The 19390-nt window shown below is 45.3% G+C and carries 13 protein-coding genes; 11 read left to right on the forward strand and 2 right to left on the reverse strand.

The window, feature by feature from the left end; translation table 11 throughout:
* Positions 1-55: 55 nt before the first annotated feature.
* From F3J22_RS29640 to F3J22_RS29655, 4 genes are read left to right on the forward strand one after another with little or no spacing between them, the layout of a single operon-like run.
* Entirely contained in the window at positions 56-3415 is a 3360-nt protein-coding gene (locus F3J22_RS29640; RefSeq protein WP_167021588.1) for a SusC/RagA family TonB-linked outer membrane protein, read from the forward strand.
* A 19-nt stretch (positions 3416-3434) separates the two neighbouring features.
* Positions 3435-4853: a RagB/SusD family nutrient uptake outer membrane protein gene (locus tag F3J22_RS29645; RefSeq protein ID WP_167021589.1), complete on the forward strand. Its 1419-nt coding sequence runs from the start codon at positions 3435-3437 to the stop codon at positions 4851-4853.
* Between the two features lie 19 nt (positions 4854-4872).
* Positions 4873-5613 carry a DUF4843 domain-containing protein gene (locus tag F3J22_RS29650; protein WP_167021590.1) on the forward strand — a complete coding sequence of 247 codons (741 nt, stop codon included), beginning with the start codon at positions 4873-4875 and terminating at the stop codon, positions 5611-5613.
* Positions 5614-5634: 21 nt separating this feature from the next.
* Complete coding sequence (locus F3J22_RS29655) at positions 5635-7125, forward strand: PKD-like family lipoprotein (RefSeq protein WP_167021591.1); 1491 nt, start codon at positions 5635-5637, stop codon at positions 7123-7125.
* A gap of 76 nt (positions 7126-7201) precedes the next feature.
* Here F3J22_RS29655 and dcd read toward each other — a convergent pair whose 3' ends face one another.
* Positions 7202-7738, reverse strand: a complete 537-nt coding sequence (gene dcd / locus F3J22_RS29660) for a dCTP deaminase (RefSeq protein WP_167021592.1) — start codon at positions 7736-7738, stop codon at positions 7202-7204.
* Positions 7739-7862: 124 nt separating this feature from the next.
* Between dcd and F3J22_RS29665 the strand changes: the two genes are divergently transcribed.
* The 7 genes from F3J22_RS29665 to lpdA all read left to right on the forward strand — a co-directional run bounded on the left by F3J22_RS29665 (position 7863) and on the right by lpdA (position 15931).
* Positions 7863-8495: a 4'-phosphopantetheinyl transferase superfamily protein gene (locus F3J22_RS29665; RefSeq protein ID WP_167021593.1), complete on the forward strand. Its 633-nt coding sequence runs from the start codon at positions 7863-7865 to the stop codon at positions 8493-8495.
* Between the two features lie 21 nt (positions 8496-8516).
* Positions 8517-9020, forward strand: coding sequence for a shikimate kinase (locus tag F3J22_RS29670; RefSeq protein ID WP_167021594.1), 504 nt, complete (start codon positions 8517-8519; stop codon positions 9018-9020).
* Positions 9013-9405, forward strand: a complete 393-nt coding sequence (locus F3J22_RS29675) for a DUF423 domain-containing protein (protein ID WP_167021595.1) — start codon at positions 9013-9015, stop codon at positions 9403-9405. The genes F3J22_RS29670 and F3J22_RS29675 overlap by 8 nt, the downstream gene beginning before the upstream one ends.
* Positions 9406-9534: 129 nt before the next feature.
* On the forward strand, positions 9535-10947 hold the full coding sequence (locus tag F3J22_RS29680) for a S9 family peptidase (protein ID WP_167021596.1): 1413 nt from the start codon (positions 9535-9537) through the stop codon (positions 10945-10947).
* A gap of 19 nt (positions 10948-10966) precedes the next feature.
* Positions 10967-13663 carry a DNA translocase FtsK gene (locus F3J22_RS29685; protein WP_167021597.1) on the forward strand — a complete coding sequence of 899 codons (2697 nt, stop codon included), beginning with the start codon at positions 10967-10969 and terminating at the stop codon, positions 13661-13663.
* A 135-nt stretch (positions 13664-13798) separates the two neighbouring features.
* Positions 13799-14458, forward strand: a complete 660-nt coding sequence (locus F3J22_RS29690) for an outer membrane lipoprotein carrier protein LolA (protein ID WP_167021598.1) — start codon at positions 13799-13801, stop codon at positions 14456-14458.
* Between the two features lie 66 nt (positions 14459-14524).
* Positions 14525-15931, forward strand: a complete 1407-nt coding sequence (lpdA, locus tag F3J22_RS29695) for a dihydrolipoyl dehydrogenase (RefSeq protein ID WP_167021599.1) — start codon at positions 14525-14527, stop codon at positions 15929-15931.
* Between the two features lie 272 nt (positions 15932-16203).
* Here lpdA and F3J22_RS29700 read toward each other — a convergent pair whose 3' ends face one another.
* On the reverse strand, positions 16204-19026 hold the full coding sequence (locus F3J22_RS29700) for a S8 family peptidase (protein ID WP_167021600.1): 2823 nt from the start codon (positions 19024-19026) through the stop codon (positions 16204-16206).
* Positions 19027-19390 lie beyond the last annotated feature (364 nt).

Consider the following 19390-nt stretch of genomic DNA (forward strand, 5'->3'; position numbering starts at 1 on the left):
AATACCTGTTAGCGCAGGTACCATAAGTATTTTATTATAACTCAACGTAAATGTAATGAAAAGAAATTACATCACAGGTGCGCTTTTTCACCTGATAAGCAGGCGTATGTCCGTAGGGGCCATATGTTTGCTTCCTACCCTATCCGCTATTACTGTAATGGCCCAACAGCAGCAGCCAAGAGTCACATTTAATGCTGATAACATTACCATTGCAGACCTGTTGAAACAACTCAATAAACAGGTGCGTTTACGCTTTCTTTTTAATGCGCAGGAGTTGGCCAACTTACCAAGAATATCTGTACATGCAAAAAATGAACCGCTGGACCAGGTACTCGAAAAGATTTTCCGTGGACAAAACATCTACTACAATCTTAGTAATGGTACGTTGGTAATACGTTATAAACCGGCCCTGGAAACACCTGTGCCGGCAACTTCCGGCCGTGAGCTCACCGGTGTTATCCGTGATGCGGAAGGTAATCCGCTTAACCACGCCACTGTACAGGAAGTAGGAACTACCAGAGGTACCTATACGGATGATAAAGGCCGCTTCTCTTTCCTGATCTCTGATCAGTCAATTCTGCGTATATCCTACGTCGGAATGGAGCCAAAAACGGTGCAGGCGGGTAATATGAAGCAGCTGAACCTGGAGCTGGAACGTACCGGCCCTGCTAAAGAAGTAGTGATAACGGGGATGGTTACACGTAATAAGGAATCTTTTACGGGTGCAGTTTCTTCTTTTAATAGTCAGCAGCTGAAAACAATGGGTAACATGAACGTTATCCAGAGTTTGAAGTCGCTGGACCCTTCGTTTATACTGGTGGAGAATAATAAATTAGGCTCCAATCCCAATGCCCTTCCCAATATTGAAGTGCGTGGGAAAAGCAGTATATCCACCACTGACCTCAACAGTCAGTTTGCAGTAGATCCAAACCAACCATTATTTATACTCAATGGATTCGAAACATCGCTATCCACGATTGTCAATCTTGACATGAACCGTGTTGAATCCATTACCATTCTTAAAGATGCGGCATCTACCGCCATGTACGGCGCACGCGCAGCGAACGGCGTAGTGGTGGTAGTAACCCGCAAACCTAAAACAGGTGAGCTTCGCATCAGCTATAACAGTGATAATAACGTAGAGATGCCAGACCTGCGTAGTTATAACCTGATGAACGCTGAAGAGAAACTGCTGTTCGAAAAACTGTCCGGTAGATATAACGCGCAAATCTCGACACAAGTAGGAGAACAGGCTGCTGTGGATTCTGTTTACAGCCAGCATCTTGCACTGGTGAAAAGAGGGGTTAACAGCTATTGGCTTAGTGAGCCTGTTCGAACAGGTATTACCAATGGCCATTCCCTGATGGTGGAAGGTGGTGATGATAAGATCCAGTATGTTGCCGGCATCAATTACAAACGTATTAATGGTGTTATGAAAGGTAGCTCCAAAGATAATTATGGCGGAAATATTGATCTCACCTACCGTCGTGGTAAAACAAGTATCACCAATCAGCTGACAGTTACCAATACCGTCGGAAATGAATCGCCTTACGGTACCTTCTCTACCTGGGCAAATATGAACCCTTATTTCCAGAAGTATAATGATGACGGCTCTATTCCTAAATACCTGGATTATTCCAATAACAGGTATGTGAAGCGATTCAATGTTATTAATCCTTTCTATGAAGCGCAGTTGGGAAACTATGATACTAATAAATTCTTCTCGCTGATGGATAACCTGAAAGCCACCGTGGAAGTAACCAAAGAACTACAGGCGCAAGCAGGTATCCAGCTGACTAAAACCACTACAGATCACAGTAAATTTCATGTGCCTGAGAGCGCAGATTTTGATGAATCAGTGGCAGAAGACAGAGGCCAATACACAAAGATCATCGGAAATACCTTTTCCTATCAGCTATACGGCATGCTGACCTACTATAAAAACTTTGGTAAAAACGTAATTACTGCCAACTTACGTGGTGAAATGCAGGACCAGACCGGCCGTGGCCAAACCTGGGCTGCAACCGGCTTTCCGGATGGTACCAATGGTAACCCGGCATTTGCCTTCAATTATAAACGCCTGTCAAAACCAGGAACAGAAGTATCGCGCAGCCGCCAGATGAACGTGTTTACCAGTGGTAACTATGCATATGACAACAGGTTCCTGGCCGATTTCACTTATCGTATTGACGGTAGTACCGCATTCGGTAGCCAGGAAACTACCAGTCCCTTCTGGTCTGTTGGTGTGGGTTACAACCTCATGAATGAAAGTTTTTTTAAAGAGCTGACATTTATTAACAGGCTGAAGATCCGCGGTAGCTATGGTTATACAGGTAACCAAAACTTCAGCCAGTTTGCGTCTCTGGCAATCTATACCTATTACAATGATGCCAACCTGTTTGGACAAGGTTTGAATATTAACAGCATTGGTAACCCTTATCTGCAATGGCAGAAAACCGGTGAAACCAATATCGGCCTCGACTTCTCTCTCTTTAACAGCAGAATAAATGGTACGATCAACGTCTATGAGAAAAACTCAGATCCACTGGCAGTAGGCTTGTCGGTGGCACCTTCTGTAGGCGTAGATGTATTTCCGGGCAATATCGGACATCTCATCGGCAAAGGTCTGGAATATAATGTGAGCTTTTCTCCGATATACAATCCTGCAAAACATATTGTATGGACCATCGCCAGTTATGCAGCCTTTACCAAAAATAAATATGGAGGCATTGGCAACAGGCTGGATGGTATGAACAAGCTGGAACAGAACAATAAAACATTACAACGCTATATGGATGGCTACAGTCCGGAAGATATATGGGCAGTACGTTCCGCAGGTATCGATCCGGCTTCTGGCAGAGAAGTATTTATCAAGAAAGATGGTTCTCAATCCTTTGAATACAACACAGATGATATCGTAAAAGTGGGCAATTCCAACCCATTTGTAAATGGTACTGTTTCTACAAACCTCCAGTACAAAGGCTTTACATTCAATGCGACCTTCCGCTTCCGCTATGGTGCAGACGTTTATAATACCGCATTGTTCAACAAAGTGGAAAACATCAGTCTGACGCAGCTCGGAAATAACCAGGACAAACGTGCATTATACGATCGCTGGAAAAAACCAGGCGACCAGGCGAAGTTCAGAGGTATCTACCTGCTCTCCAGTGATGAGTCCAACGGAACTCCATTATCCAGCAGGTTCGTACAGCACGATAATAATTTTGTTGGAGAAAGCATGAGTATTGGCTACCTCTGGGACCAGCAAAGCTGGATCAAAAAAATCGGTATGAAGTCTTTCAGGCTCAGTGCGTACCTCAATGATATCTTCCGCCTCAGTAGTGTACAGGCTGAAAGAGGTATAGAATATCCATTCTCCAGAGCAGTTTCATTCAGTCTCGGTGCTACTTTCTAATATTTCAATCAAAGGAAAAATGAAAAAATATTTCATTATATCAATGTTGTCTTTGTCGGTGCTTTGCTTTTCCTGTAAGAAATTCCTGGACCTGCAGCCCGAAGATAAATACACAGAAAATCAAACCTATTCTACTGTCAGAGGTTTCCAGACAGCCCTGAACGGCATTTACCTGGGTATTGTCAGTGATGATCTCTATGGTGGTAAACTTACCATATCAATCGCTGATATCCTTGCCCAGCGCTATAACCTTTCCAGTGATCATATTTATTATAAGATCGGTTCCCAGGCATACACGGATGTACAGTCTATGAGTGCAATGGCTGGCATCTGGACTTCCGGGTTCCACCAGATACTGGCTTGTAATAAATTGCTGGAGGCGCTTAAGAAAGATAAAGACGTACTCAAACCAGGAGATCGTGCTATTATGAAGGGGGAAGCGTATGCTTTGCGTGCCATGCTGCATTTCGATATCTTCCGCCTTTTTGGCCCGGTGTATGATTCACCTGATTCAACAGCGGCAAAAGTGCCTTACTACAGCCTTGCTAATGGTAAAGAAGCGCCATTGATTCCAGGCAATCGCATGATGGATAGTATTCTTATTGACCTTGACAGTGCTGCGGCCAATCTGACCAATGATCCGGTACTGACAAAAGGGGTAGAACTGTTCGTTCCTAATGAAGATAACTTCTACAGAAGAAGAAACCTGCGCCTGAATGCCTTTGCAGTAAGGGCTCTGCAGGCAAGGGTATTGCTGTACCGTAAGGATAAGGTCGGCGCATTAGCTGCGGCAACAGACGTAATTAACAAAGCCTCCGGATATTTTCCTTGGGTAAAACCGGATAGTATTCTGGCCGAAAAAACAAATCCTAACAGGGTATTCTCTACAGAAATATTGCTGGGACTCTATAACTCTAACCTGTATAATCAGCAGGATAAATATTTTTCCGGAAAAGCCACTACTTCTACTATCCTAGCGCCTACAGACGCCAAACTCAGTACAGCCTTTGATGGAAACGTCAATGACTATAGGTATGGCCCATGCTGGATCGTTCCTACCACAGGGGGTAAATCTTACCGCTGCTTTGCTAAATATGAAGATGTGGTCGATCGCGGTCGCAACTGGAGATATATACAACCATTAATCAGGATGAGTGAGATGTATTTCATTGCCGCAGAAGCTACCACTGTACAGGCAGATGCCATCAACTATCTCAATGTAATACACAAAAACCGTAACGTACCTGATCTGGCTACTACCGCAGTGATTGCTACAGAGCTGCAGAAAGAATATAGAAAAGAGTTTTTCGGTGAAGGTCAGCTGTTCTTCTTTTATAAACGGAAAAAGATAACCAGCGTACCTACCGGTGGAGCAGCAAGTACTGTCACCATCAGTTACAATATTCCAATGCCGACAGCCGAATCTGTTATTCGTTAAAATGCATAATCTGACTCTGATGAAAAATTTGAAATATATTATCCCGCTTTTATTACTGCTGGTATTTTCCTGTAAGAAATCTGACCTGAAAAATTTTGATGGAACTTCAGATATCTATTGGAGTAATATTATCAGCACGCAAAATTCTTTATTGAATACCGATTCAGCGGTGTTTTCCTTTGCCTTCGGCTCGGCGAAAGTTACGGATACACTCCTTAAGCTACCTGTAAAAATAATGGGCTTCGCAGCAAGCGAAGATAGGGCCTTCCGCGTGAAAGCACAGGATTCTTCCACCATGGTGGCAGGTAAGCACTATGATGCATTGCCGGAAAGTTTTATCATGCATGCCAATAAGATCATTGATACAGTAACTATCAGGATCCACCGTACTCCGGATATGCTGAAAGGTGAGCTGACACTCTACCTGGAACTCCTGCCTAACGAAAACTTTACGGCTAGTCTGAAGACCTACAAAAAAATGACAGCCACTGTTACGAAGATCAAAGCTTCAGATGTTATAATCCGCCCTAAATATTGGTTGGATGCCTATCTGGGTGTATTCTCACGAAAAAAAGCATTGATGCTGATAGAGATCGTTGGGGTAGATATGGCCGCCATGAATAATACCGCACCGGATATCACCAACGTAGCCGGTTATGGCAGAAGCCTTCAGCAATACCTGGATGAACAGCGTGTAGCCGGTAATATTATTTATGAAGAGGATGGTATTACAGAAATGACCATGGGCGGAAGTATCTAAACACAACTTAAAATGATTGACATGAATAAACGCATATTAACCGTTTTCAGCCTGTTGTGGATTTTAGCCATGACCAGCTGTTATAAAGATAAAGGCAATTACGATTACATTAACGTCAACAAGGTCAATATCTCAGGTATTGATACCACTTATAATATTGTCCTGGGCGTGCCTTTCAGGATCAGCCCTACCGTTACTGGCACTATGCCGGGCATGGACGATACCAGCAAGTATTCCTATGAATGGTTCTTTGCGCCAAACATTGGGGATGCCATTGCCACAGGTACCCGATATGATATATCAAAGGAGCATGACCTGACACAATTGCCTGGTATGAAAGTCGGTGATTATGTGGGCCACTTCAGAGCTACGGATAAAGCCACCGGTATCAGCAGCTACAAAGCATTCAAACTCAGAATTGTAACGGGTGTATACGAAGGATGGCTGCTCCTGAATGATATCAATGGTAAAGCCAGGCTGGACATGCTCTCAAAAGTAGATACCGGCTGGCGCTTCATGCCCGATGTGCTGGCAAGTGTAAGCTCACACCTGTTATTGGATGGCAAACCGATATCAGTAGATCTGATAACATTAAAAAGTACTACGATCTATATAACCACTGATAAAGGCAGTAATAAAATCGATCCGGAAAATTTTGACTGGAATGAAACCATGACGCTGGCTTCAGATATGGGGAATAAATTGCCATCCCCGGGTTTCTATGCGGCCAGGTTCTACCGGGTGCCAAGTGGTAGTATGATGGTGGGTGTAGACAGTAATGCCTATTATTACTATAGTACCAACTTCCTCAACTATACCTCCAGGATTAATTTCGTGCGTACCGAAGGAAAGTATTTTGCAGTAGGCGGCGTCGGTTATGGAACATCCTTTCTTGCACCAAATGTAATTTACGACAATACAAATCGCAGATTCCTCCTGCAAGCCCCCGGTGGATCTGCCTGCCAGGTGATGGCCGACCCGGGCGCCAGGAATTTTCATTACCAGGATCCCACAAAGCGCCTGGTTCATATAGAAAGTAATAGTTACGAAGGAGGCGACATCTTTGCCCTGTTAAGGGAAGATAAAACCAACATCAATTGCATTGCTGTCTTGAATACCTCCGGAACCACTACTTCCGTGAGCGTAAAACTGCAACTCTATGATACCATTACAGGCGCTCCCGATTTAAACAAGGCCACTGCCTTCGCGGTCAGCCCTATATTTGGAAGTCTGTTGTATGCTGTAGACGGAAAAGTCTATTCCTACGACCTCTATCAGAAAGCGGCAAATCTTGTACTGGACCTGCCTGGGAAAATCATCTCCAGTATGAGAATAGATGCTACCTCCGGCGCTAATTTCAACAGGAGACTGGCGGTGGGTTATTGCAACCCGGACGGTTCCAATGGTGTATTCAGTGTGTATGACATCCCAACGCAGAATGCACCGCTGACATTATATCAAAGCTGGAGTGGCTTTGGTAAAATAGTAAAGGCAACCTATCGGTTCAGATAATCAGCAACACCTATCATCCCTATAAAAAAAGCGTCTCTACCCGGTAGAGACGCTTTTTGCTTTATGCAGAATCTGTTTAGAATTCGTTTTTCCACATCATGCTCTCCACAGGACGAACAGTGCGGCCGTTGTATTTCGCATTGCCTTTCTTATTATAGAAGGTTTCAACATCTCCTTCCACAACAAAATAAATCAGCTGCCCGATAGGCATACCTGCGTATACACGTACCGGTTGTGCACAGGAGATTTCCAGCGTCCAGGTGTTGCAGAAGCCCACATCGCCTTTACCGGCAGTGGCGTGGATATCGATGCCCAGACGGCCTGTGCTGGATTTACCTTCCAGGAACGGCACATGTGCATGCGTTTCGGTATATTCTTCCGTTACGCCCAGGTATAAAGTGCCTGGTTGCAGCACATAACCCTCTGCAGGAATTTCGAAATGCTCGATCTCATTGTGCTGACGTGCGTCCAGTACACGATTTTTATAGGTGGCCAGATACTTGCCCAGGTGTACGTCATAGGAGTTGGTACCAAGGTATTTCCGGTCATAAGGGGAGATCACGATCGTGCCTTTCTCTATTTCCTCCAATATGCGTTTATCTGACAAAATCATGTGCTTAGGTAGTTTGCTTTAGCTGTTAGTAATTTGTATCGGGTCTCAAAAAGCGGTTAAAGAAAAGCTAATACTGAGCTCAGCCCGTCTTTTATTCCCCTTTTTTCTATTAATTTGGCAAGATATGCCATTAATACGTACCATACAAATTGATCCGGAGACCCGATTAGGGTTGTGGAAAATTAGTGAACAAGAAGACTATTTTCGGGACAAAATTACCATCAGCAGGGCTATTCACCATCCGCACAAACGTTTGCAACACTATGCCGGCAGGCTTTTATTAATTACCCTGTTCCCGGATTTTCCGATCGATGAAGTGGTAGTGGGAGATACCCGTAAGCCCGTTTTGCAATGCGGCAGCTTCCATTTTTCTATCTCCCATTGTGGCGATTATGCCGCCGCCATCGTGAGCAGAAGCGGTGCCGTAGGCATTGATATTGAAGGCGTACAACCTAAAATCGGTAAGGTTGCCCACAAATTCCTATCTCCCGCCGAACAGGCATTTATCGATCCGGTAAATACCCTGAAACACCAGACCATCTGCTGGAGCGCCAAAGAAGCACTGTTTAAATGGTATGGCCTCGGTAGCGTCGACTTCAGGGAAAATATGCGCCTGCATCCATTTCCTTTTATGCCGGCCGGATTTATCACCGCCGATTTTGTGAAGCCAGATACAAATACGCGACTATATTTGCAGTATATATTGGAAGACGACCTGTGCCTTGCATGGACCCATCCGGTAAAAGAGTCAAACTAATTATAAATTGTTTCGTTATATATGAAGATATATTTACTTGGATTTATGGGCGCCGGAAAATCCTACTGGGGTAAACAACTGGCCGACCATTGGAACTTACCCTATTACGACCTGGACGAAGTAATCGTGGAAACAGAAGAAATGGCCATCAGCGACATTTTTGCGACCAAAGGGGAAGATTATTTCCGCGAAAGAGAAAGCATGCTCCTGCGGGAGCTGTCCAAACAGGATAATGTCCTGATCTCCTGCGGCGGCGGTACTCCCTGCTTCCAGGATAATATGGACTTCATGAATGAAAAAGGTATTACCGTATGGATAAATCCTTCCGTGGAAGTAATGGTGGAAAGACTTTCCAGAAAGAAAGCCAAACGCCCGCTGATCCAGGACCTGGAAGATGAAGACCTGGTTGATTTTGTAGAGAAAAAGCTGGCAGAACGCCTGCAGTTCTATCAGCAATCCAGGCATATCATCGCTTCCGATAATATTACGCTGGAAACATTTACCAAAAACATAGACCATGCATAAGAGTTTTTTAGTTTGGGCAGCAGCTTTGGGAGCGCTCGCAGTGATATTAGGTGCCTTCGGCGCCCATAAACTGAAAGAGCTGGTACCTCCTGAATCTGTAAGTACTTTTCAGACAGGTGTTACGTATCAGTTTTATCACGTTTTTGCATTAATCGCAACAGGAATCCTGTTCGCCTACGCACCAGGCAGCCAGATGCTCTGGGCAGGCAGATGCTTTATCATCGGCACCTTCCTGTTCTCCGGTTCATTATACCTGCTCACTGCCATGAAAGCGACACAAACCGTTGGACTCAACGGAATAGGTATCATCACACCTATTGGAGGCGTATTCTTCATCGTAGGATGGGTACTACTGCTATTATCAGTTTTAAAAATTAAAGCATAATTTATAAAAAGAAACTGCTTCAAAAGATGTCCACGGATCTGATTCAGCGCTGCTGCTTTTTGCTATGGCAGCACCTTACAGCCCGCCGGAACATTCTTTTGAAGCAGTTTTACTTTAAGCATAATTAAGATGAGTAAATTTATTCGGGTGTTGATTTTATGCCTGTGCTGCGGCAACTTCCTCTTCGCCCAGTCAGACATTACCGGGAAATGGTACGGCGTACTGAACGCTAACCAGGAAAGAGTGCGCTTGATGATAAACCTGCAACAAACCAATACAGGCATCACCGGTATATTGGCATTCCCGGATAGAGCCACAGAGGCAAAACGCTTTGATTCTGCCAGCTATAAAAATGGCATACTGTTCCTGCAGATTAAAGAGAATGATATTGTTTATATCGCCAGATTCTCCCCTAAAAAAGATTCTTTGTCAGGTCGTTTCCTCTGGGGAAATATCGATGATAACCTGGTACTTACCCACAGGGAAACAAAATATGAAGACCTGCACCCACGCCCGCAGGAACCTAAAACCCCGTATCCTTACTATAAGGAAGAAGTTTCTTTCCGTAACGACTACGACAGCGTACGACTTACCGGTACTTTTGTACGCCCCGCCGGCGCCATGGGCGAAGAGCCTGTTGTCGTAATGATCCCAGGTTTCGGAAAACTGAATAGAGATAATGAAGTAGCCCGGCATAAAATGTTCCTGGTAATGGCTGATTACTTTGCCAAACACGGTATCGCCAGCCTGCGTTACGATACCCGTGGGGTAGGCGGCTCCGGTGGAGATGCCGACAGCGTGGATATCCACACCGTGGCCAGAGATGCCGCCGCTGCTGTGAAATACCTCAGAACACGTAAAGATATAGACATACATTCACTCGGCCTGCTGGGCCACGGAGAAGGTGCTACCGCAGCACAAATTGTAGCGGCAGACAATCCGGCGATAGCTTTTGTCGTTTCTATGGCAGGAATGGGTGTGAGTGGACGGGAAATGTTAGATCAGATGATGATAGGACAGGGGAGAGCAAATAATGAACCCGACAACATCATCCTGTCACGTGTACAACAGATGAAACCAGTATTCGATGCCTGGGCGCTGGATACATCCTACGAGGCCAGCAAGGCGCTCGCAACAAGGGCACTGGAGAACGTTTATGATTCACTACCAGCAAAGTATAAGTCAGTTGTAAATAAAGAACAATTTACACATGAAGTGAGCGTAAGTCCGGAAATGTTATCTATCTTACGTTATAAACCACTGTCATACCTGAAACGCGTTAAGTGTCCGTTTATGGCAATTAATGGCAACAACGATCACAATGTAGATGCAGATACCAATCTGAAAGCAATGGAACGTGCGTTGACAGAGAACGGCAACATGATGGTAACAATCCGTAAGTTTGCAGGATTGAATTACCGCTTCCAGCCTTGTAAAACCTGTACTGAAGCAGAATACGCAGAGCTGGATGAAACCATTGACCCCCTGGTACCGGAATTTATAACGCACTGGATATTACAGTTGCCGCCGGTGGGCAGGTAGTCCCAATTTTAGTGAAATTATGTCCAAGAATAAACTGAAAACCGAAAAACCAGAGAGTAAAAAAGCGAAAGCTGCACCAGCCCCCAATCCTGAAGTATTGAAGAAAGACAAGGAGCCAGAGATAAAGGTAAAGGAGCTGGTGAAAGATGAACGCACCCATAAAGTATTGGGCGTGTTTTTCCTTTTGCTGTCACTATATTGTTTTATTGCATTCACATCATATCTGTTCAGTTGGGAAGAAGATTTTGATAAGGTTAACCGTTATTCTGCCAGAGAGTTATTTTTTGGAGATGTTAAAGTAGATAACCTCCTGGGTCGCCTCGGCGCCTTTGTTTCACATGGGTTTTTCTACAATGGTTTTGGTATTGCCTCCTACCTGTTTTGCTATTTCTTTTTCATCGTAGGCGTAAATTTTATCGTTGGCCGCCGCGTATTTCGTATATGGCGCAACGTGAAATATATCCTCTTCGGACTGCTGTTTATTGCTATGTCCACCTCTTTCCTGTCTTTCGGCTCCGAATTCCCATGGGGTGGCGCCGTAGGGGATGCCCTCAACCACTGGGCTACCGGGTTTGTAGGAAAAACAGGTACCGCACTTTTCCTGCTGGTAACTGGTCTGGCATGGCTGATCTGGAAATTTAATTTCGATTTCAAATGGCCGGAAAGAAAGCCTAAACCGCCTAAACCTGCGCCTGTACCTGCTGCGGCACCTGCCGCACCGGTGGCATCGCCGGTAACTTCGCCAGTTGCTGAAAAGCCTGTCGAAAAGCAGCCTGTATCCAACGCGCCTTCCAGTAAGGCCAACGGCCTCCGCGAAGAGGGTGGCGTAATGGTCATCCCGCCACATGAGGAAGAAGAAGAGGAACTGCCACCCATGCACCTGGTCGAGAAAGAGGATGTGACCGTCATCCCTGCCCATGCACCTGTGCATATTCCTCTGACAGTAAATACGCCGATGCCGGAACCGGAAGAAGATGATGTCCTCTATCAGGATGAAGAAGATGCCGCAGCCGCCGGGCCGATGTTATATATAGACGATACACTGGAGGTGCCGCAGGAAATCCCGTTATCTCCGGCATCCACTGCACCAACGTCTTCTCCTGCAAAGAAAAATAATCAGCAGGAAGTCGCCTTCGAAATAAAACCTACCTACAATGATGAGGAAGATGAGGTGGAAGACCAGGCGCCTGTCCGCAATAATGTAAGCGTAGATCCTTTCGATCCTGCCCTGGACCTCAGTAACTATAAGTTCCCTGGCCTAGATCTCCTGGAAAATCATAACGCGGATAAAGTCATTGTGCAGGATACTGGTGAACTGGAGAAAAACAAAAACCAGATCATCGATACCCTGAAGAACTACGATATCAGCATTCAGAAAATCAGTGCTACCGTAGGTCCGACAGTTACTTTATACGAAATTGTTCCGGCTGCGGGTGTGCGTATCTCCCGTATTAAAAACCTGGAAGATGATATCGCGCTGAGCTTGTCTGCCCTGGGGATACGTATTATTGCGCCTATTCCGGGTAAAGGAACCATCGGTATCGAGGTACCAAATGTTAAAAAATCGATCGTTTCGCTTAAAAACCTGCTGGCCTCTGAGAAATTCCAGAACAGCACCATGGATCTTCCTATAGCCATTGGTAAAAAGATCGATAACGAAAACTTTATTGCTGACCTCGCTAAAATGCCCCACCTGTTGATGGCGGGTGCTACCGGTCAGGGTAAATCTGTCGGTATTAATACATTACTGGTATCTCTCCTTTATAAAAAGCATCCTTCTCAGCTGAAGTTTGTATTGGTGGATCCAAAAAAGGTGGAACTCTCCCTGTATAAACTGATAGAAAAGCATTTTCTGGCCAAATTACCAGGGGAAGATGATGCCATTATCACAGATACCAAGAAGGTTATTCACACCCTGAACGCCCTCTGTATTGAAATGGACCTGCGTTACGACCTGCTGAAAGAGGCCGGTACACGTAATATCCGTGAGTATAACGCCAAGTTCACCCAGCGCAGACTGAATCCGCAGAAAGGACATCGTTACCTGCCATTCATCGTATTGGTGGTGGATGAGTTCGCTGATCTGATCATGACAGCTGGTAAGGAAGTGGAAATGCCTATAGCGCGACTGGCCCAGCTGGCGCGTGCGGTGGGTATTCACCTGATCATTGCCACGCAGCGCCCGTCCGTAAATATTATTACCGGTACCATCAAGGCCAACTTCCCGGCACGTATCGCCTTTAAGGTATCTTCCAAAATAGATTCCCGTACCATCCTGGATATCGGCGGTGCCGAGCAGCTGATCGGGCAGGGGGATATGCTGGTATCCTTCAACGGAGAGCTGGTAAGGCTGCAATGCGCCTTTGTGGATACGCCGGAGGTGGAAAGTGTGGCAGAGTTTATCGGCAACCAGAAAGGATACCCGGACGCGTTCCTGTTACCGGAATATGTAGATGAAAAAGATGCGGAAAGCAGGGAATTCAGTCTCAGCGACCGCGACCCGTTATTTGAGGAGGCTGCACAGGTAATCGTTCAAACCCAGCAGGGGTCTACTTCTTTGCTGCAGCGCCGTATGAAACTGGGCTACAACAGGGCAGGAAGGCTGATGGATCAGCTGGAAGCCGCTGGCATCGTAGGTCCTAATATGGGAAGTAAGGCAAGAGAGGTATTGGTAAAAACCGATTCCGAATTGCAGGAAATCCTGGATATGCTATAATAATTTAAATATTCTTATATATGATATGCCATTCGTTGAAAATATACGAGATTTTGCATATCTGAAAATAGCTCTTAAACTGCCCGGCACAGCATTTGTCTAAAAGGGCAATAAGCAATCAAAAAAATCATTAAGATGAAGAAATTTGTATTAACGGGGATGTTATTGAGTGGTATTGTTTTCAGCGGCATGGCGCAGGGAAAGCAGGCGAATGACCCTAAAGCGAAGACTATCCTGGATGGCGTAAGCGCTAAATTTAAGACCCTGAAATCCGTAACCGCCAATTTTGTACTGAAAGTGGAAGGTGCCAATAACAGCGTGACGGAGTCCAAGAAAGGCACCGTATCCATGAAAGGCCCTAAGTACAAAGTGTCCATGGAAGGTCAGGAGATCATCAGCGACAACAAAACTTCCTGGACATACGCAAAAGATGTTAACGAGGTAACAATCAACAATGTAGACCAGAGCAGCGGTGCTATCACACCTGCCAAACTGTTCACCAATTTCTATGATAAAGACTTCCTGTACCGCCTCAACCCTGAAACAACTGAAAAGGGTAAGGTGTTAGAGAATATTGAAATGACGCCTACAGATAAGTCCAAGAATATATTTAAAGTGATCGTTTCAGTGGATAAAAAAGCCCAGAATATCGCAAAAATGAAGGTTTTTGAGAAAAACGGGAACCATTACACCTACGAAATCACTAATTTCACCCCCAATGCTCCTGTAACAGATGCTACTTTCATCTTTGATGCCAAGAAGTATCCCGGAGTAGAGGTGGTAGACCTGAGGTAAATTACAGATCATCAAGTTTCGTAATTAATTTCTACCTTTGGCAAGTTTCAATAAAAATTAAACAATATGGCATACGACGTAATCGTAATTGGTAGTGGGCCCGGCGGATATGTGGCTGCTATCCGTGCATCGCAGCTGGGATTTAAAACCGCTATCGTGGAAAGAGAAAACCTGGGTGGTATCTGTTTAAACTGGGGCTGTATTCCTACTAAAGCATTATTAAAATCTGCACAGGTAATGGAATACTTCCAGCATTCTACAGACTATGGTATCACTGTTGGTGACACCAAGGTTGATTTCCCGGCAGTTATCAAACGTAGTCGTGGCGTTGCTGATAAAATGAGCAGGGGCGTACAGTTCCTGATGAAGAAAAATAAGATTGATGTGTTGATGGGCAATGGTAAAGTAAAAGCCAAAGGCCAGGTAGAAGTTACCGATAAAGACGGTAAAGCTACTGTATACGATGCTAAACACATCATCCTGGCAACAGGTGCACGTGCACGTGAACTGCCAAACCTGAAGATCGATGGTAAAAAGGTAATCGGTTACCGCGAAGCGCTGGTACTGCCTGAACTGCCTAAATCCATGATCGTTGTAGGTTCTGGTGCAATCGGGGTAGAATTTGCTTATTTCTACGCTACCATGGGTACTAAAGTAACTATCGTTGAATTCATGCCTCGCATCGTTCCGGTAGAAGACGAAGATATCTCCAAAGAACTGGAAAAAATCTACAAAAAGAAAGGTATCGATATCATGACCAACGCTTCCGTTGAGTCTGTAGAAGCTGCAGGCAACGGTGTTAAAGCAAAGGTTAAAACCGCTACCGGCGAAATTACCCTTGAAGCTGATGTGGTACTGAGCGCTGTAGGTATCGCTGCCAACATCGAAAACATCGGTCTGGAATCAGTAGGTGTTAAAACCGATAAAGGCCGCGTAACTGTTGATAAATACTACAACACTAACGTTCCTGGTATCTACGCTATCGGCGACATGGTTCCTGGTCAGGCACTGGCACACGTTGCTTCCAAAGAAGCGATCGTTTGCGTGGAAGCTATCGCTTACAACGAGAAGAAATACGCACACAAACCAGCTACCATCGACTATATGAACATCCCAGGCTGTACTTATTGCGCGCCTGAAGTTGCTTCTGTTGGTTACACCGAGAAAGCTGCTAAAGAAGCAGGTTACGAAGTGAAAGTTGGTAAATTCCCATTCTCTGCTTCCGGTAAAGCTACCGCTGCAGGTGCTACTGAAGGTTTCGTAAAAGTTATCTTCGACGCTAAATACGGCGAATGGCTGGGTACCCACATGATCGGTGCTAACGTTACCGAAATCATCGCGGAAACCGTAGTTGCCCGTAAACTCGAAACTACTTACCAGGAAGTGCTGGATTCTATCCACCCTCACCCTACTATGAGCGAATCTGTAAAAGATGCGATCGAAGTAGCTTACGGCGAAGCAATCCACCTGTAAGGTTTAAAAATATCAAATGTAAAAGGGTGTCTCTACGCAGTAGAGACACCCTTTTCTTTATAAAGGCCTTGCGCAGCTTTCCCGCCTGGAGGTGAGTAGTGTGCAGGCATTTCGTATATTCTTTGGAGATGCCCCGCTGGTGGGCAGTGTGTAGGCACTTTGTGCATTCCTTGGAGATGCCCCGCCGGAGGCGGGGCCCCCCGGCCGATTGCGAAGCAAGCGGCCATAAACGTGCAAAACAAAATCATCCAAATATAATTATCTCCCCACCATCACTGTTTTACAAACTTCTTTGTAAATATTCTTTGCCCATTATAATATATCGTACAGATATAAACACCTGCTGGTAAATTACTTACACTAATTCCTTCCATAGAATCAAATAACCTGGCCTGTAATTTCACCCTGCCACTCATATCCGTTATCACCAGCTGCCGTTCCCGGATTTTCGGGTCCATGATCCCCAGCGTATTGCTGACCGGATTAGGGAAAAGCAGTATGCTGCCGGAAGTGGAGATCTGTACACTGCTGACATCCGACGTAATCACGCGCCCATCCGTGGTAGTAAGCTGTACACGGTAATACAGCAGGCCTTCCCAGGTATTGGGATCGTTGAAATAATATACCAGTCCGCTATTAATGTCGCTTTGCCCGATGGTTTCCCAGCTTTTGCCGTTATACCGCTGCCAGCTGATAGTCTTAAGCAGGTAATTGCTGCCCAGTAATAAAGTCAGTTGTACACTGTTGTCCGATACTTTGTCTGCCAGCAGGCCTTTAACATAGCAGCCTACCCCCTGCATTGTATAGTCGGCGGTATAGCTTTTCCTGCCTTCCCATCCAGCTGCGCTGATCGGAGCTACTGCGAAGTTGGTGCTGCTAACCTGCCGCTTTGAAATGAATATAAAGGTATCACGTACCTGGCTATACGCAGTTAGCTTTGTAGTGCCCATGGCGTACACCTGGTAGCTGCCGGCACCAGAAATGCTGTTCCAGTAAAGGAAAACGCTATCCGGACAGTTAAAGCCGGTATTGATAGTTATTTGTGGAGAGATAATAAACGGGGCGGATATAAAAGCGGTATCTGGCAGCTGGTACCGCAGTATGGCCTTGCTGAAGACATTGGGTGTCTGCCAGGAAATATTGGTGGCATAAAGGGGGTAACCTGTGGTTATATTATGCCAGGTACTGCCGCTATCCAGACTATAAGCCAGGTCTCCTGTGCCGCCATAGGTAGTTTCCCAGTATAGCACCGCGGAAGTATCGGCAGTAAGCGTTGTTCCTGCTACCGGGTTTTGCCAGGTGAAGCTGTTTTTAGGAATGAATTCGTAGGCTATTGCGTAGGACTGACTAGCTGTTGCAAGTTTATGTGCGTTAATGTTTACGTGCATGGTGCCTGCGGCAGGAAAGTCGATCGTAACCTGTTCGTTGTTGTTGATGCTGTCGCGACTACGTCTGGCAGTGGCATTCAGCGAGTCTTTATTGGGCGTTGTGGAGAGTGTCCAGGGGAGATACAGTTGCTGATCGGTGCCGGTAACCTGTAGGTCCAGGTCATTTATAAGGGCCTTTGTGGCATTGGCAGGAGCAGGAGGGTCGTTCCAGCAGAGTGTAACCTTCACCGTTAGTGTATTGGGAGGTATGGTAAGATCAAAGCCGGAGGCTCCGTTGGAACTAATGTTTCCTTGTCTGTAGCGTTGCTGCTGCAATGTTTGTAGGGCATGTGCTGCATGCACATTACCAAAGCCCAGGTTATAGTTTGGGCGTATACCGAAAGGCAGCCGCGCACTGTTGATTAGTATGGCCCTGGCTAAAGTAGCGCTGATGCTGGTGTTGTATTGTTGTCGCCATGCATCCTGTAATAGTGTAACTATCCCCGAAGTGGCAGCGGCGGCGCCGGAAGTACCATCCTGGCCGAATGCAGCAATTTCCGGTTTGATACGGCCATCATAGGCGGGGCCATGGGAAGCGAGTCCGATATATTGTCCGCTGGCATCTGTACCGCCTACCACAATTACGTTTTTTCCCTGTTTGAAATTTCCGGAAAGATTGGCCCATGGCAGGTTTTGGTAGATGCCACTTGTAGGAGCCTGCGTGCCTATGTTTCCGGCGGAAAATACATGCATGATGGTATCGGTCTGGTATATCTGCTGGTCGTAGGCAACCGCTTCGGTACCATAATAGTTTTCAATATCAGTGCCGTAGGAATGGTTTTGTATGGTGATGTTATGTTGCGTGTAATAGGTAATTGTGTCTGGCAATAAGCTGATGTTGAAGTTAGCGCTGGCCATACCGGCGGCAGGTGCAGCGCCGAGTCCCAGTGCGCCTGTATTACCGGCTCCTCCTATGATGGTGGCCATGGTAGAGGCGTGCGTGGTTACAAACTGTGAAGTGCCTGCAGTATAAATATATCTGCCTGCAAGATCTATATCGGTGGTATCGAATCTGTCTTCCTTAACGCTAACGGCTATACTTTTTCCGTCTATGCCGGGAAACTGTTGCTGGGCAAGGTTAATACCGTTGACGTAGGGGTTGGCCGTGTTAACGATCATTTCTGTCAGTGCTTTCCGTGGGGCATCGGCAAAGATGATATTCTTTAAAGCGATGAATTTATCCCAATCCTTCACCGCTATTTTCAGCAATGCAGTATGATAATCATTGCGTAAGTAAAGTATGCGCCCGGGTATGCTTTGTAATGAATCCTTAAAGTTTACCTGCGTGGTAATGCTGTCTTCTTTATTTAATTTCTCCAGTTGCTGTAATAAAAGCGTACTTGCTTTCCAGTTATAGCTGGCCGGAAGATAATAATCTCTTTTCTTTGCTGGCAGGCTGTCTTCGGGTATCCTGAGAATGATGTAGTGCAGTGGTGTTAATACTTTAACAACATGTAATTGCTGCAATGTCTTTTCACCTGGTGTTTGTTTAAATTTGATCAGGTAATAGGGGGGGAGATTAAGGCGACTGCTTAACATGTCGTATTTGAATCCGTATCTTAAATAAATACTATCGGGAAAGGAGGTGCCTTGCTGAGCAGCAGCATATTTGCAGCAGCATAACAGCAAAAGCAGCAGGGTAAAGGATATAAAATAATGCTTGTTCATGCGGGCAACGACGTAATTAACGTTAGATTCTGGCGGAAATTGTAAACTAAATCTACAGTATTATAATTTTTATCCCAATTTTTTTTACAGGAAGAGATAAAATGTTTTTTTTAAATTCAATGAAAGTTGTAATATTGGTTACACAAGTTGTAAATGAAAAACGTCAACAAAATCTGTGCATCATCGCAACTGAAATATGTTAGTTAATCTATAGAGCAAATCTGAAGGCCGGAAAGCCCGGTATTATTGAATCATCACCAATCATTAAGAAAACTGCCTTTGTGGGAAACCCACATAGCTGTAGTATGCTTTTGAGAAAACAGAGAGCCGCTATTTACCAGTTACCTGAATAAATATGCATTGT

This window comes from Chitinophaga sp. Cy-1792 (assembly GCF_011752935.1).
Lineage (GTDB): Bacteria > Bacteroidota > Bacteroidia > Chitinophagales > Chitinophagaceae > Chitinophaga.

Coding starts and splice junctions, on each gene's coding strand:
- F3J22_RS29640 (WP_167021588.1), top strand. CDS start 56: ATGAAAAGAAATTACATCACAGGTGCGCTTTTTCACCTGATAAGCAGG.
- F3J22_RS29645 (WP_167021589.1), top strand. CDS start 3,435: ATGAAAAAATATTTCATTATATCAATGTTGTCTTTGTCGGTGCTTTGC.
- F3J22_RS29650 (WP_167021590.1), top strand. CDS start 4,873: ATGAAAAATTTGAAATATATTATCCCGCTTTTATTACTGCTGGTATTT.
- F3J22_RS29655 (WP_167021591.1), top strand. CDS start 5,635: ATGAATAAACGCATATTAACCGTTTTCAGCCTGTTGTGGATTTTAGCC.
- dcd (WP_167021592.1), bottom strand. CDS start 7,738: ATGATTTTGTCAGATAAACGCATATTGGAGGAAATAGAGAAAGGCACG.
- F3J22_RS29665 (WP_167021593.1), top strand. CDS start 7,863: ATGCCATTAATACGTACCATACAAATTGATCCGGAGACCCGATTAGGG.
- F3J22_RS29670 (WP_167021594.1), top strand. CDS start 8,517: ATGAAGATATATTTACTTGGATTTATGGGCGCCGGAAAATCCTACTGG.
- F3J22_RS29675 (WP_167021595.1), top strand. CDS start 9,013: ATGCATAAGAGTTTTTTAGTTTGGGCAGCAGCTTTGGGAGCGCTCGCA.
- F3J22_RS29680 (WP_167021596.1), top strand. CDS start 9,535: ATGAGTAAATTTATTCGGGTGTTGATTTTATGCCTGTGCTGCGGCAAC.
- F3J22_RS29685 (WP_167021597.1), top strand. CDS start 10,967: ATGTCCAAGAATAAACTGAAAACCGAAAAACCAGAGAGTAAAAAAGCG.
- F3J22_RS29690 (WP_167021598.1), top strand. CDS start 13,799: ATGAAGAAATTTGTATTAACGGGGATGTTATTGAGTGGTATTGTTTTC.
- lpdA (WP_167021599.1), top strand. CDS start 14,525: ATGGCATACGACGTAATCGTAATTGGTAGTGGGCCCGGCGGATATGTG.
- F3J22_RS29700 (WP_167021600.1), bottom strand. CDS start 19,026: ATGAACAAGCATTATTTTATATCCTTTACCCTGCTGCTTTTGCTGTTA.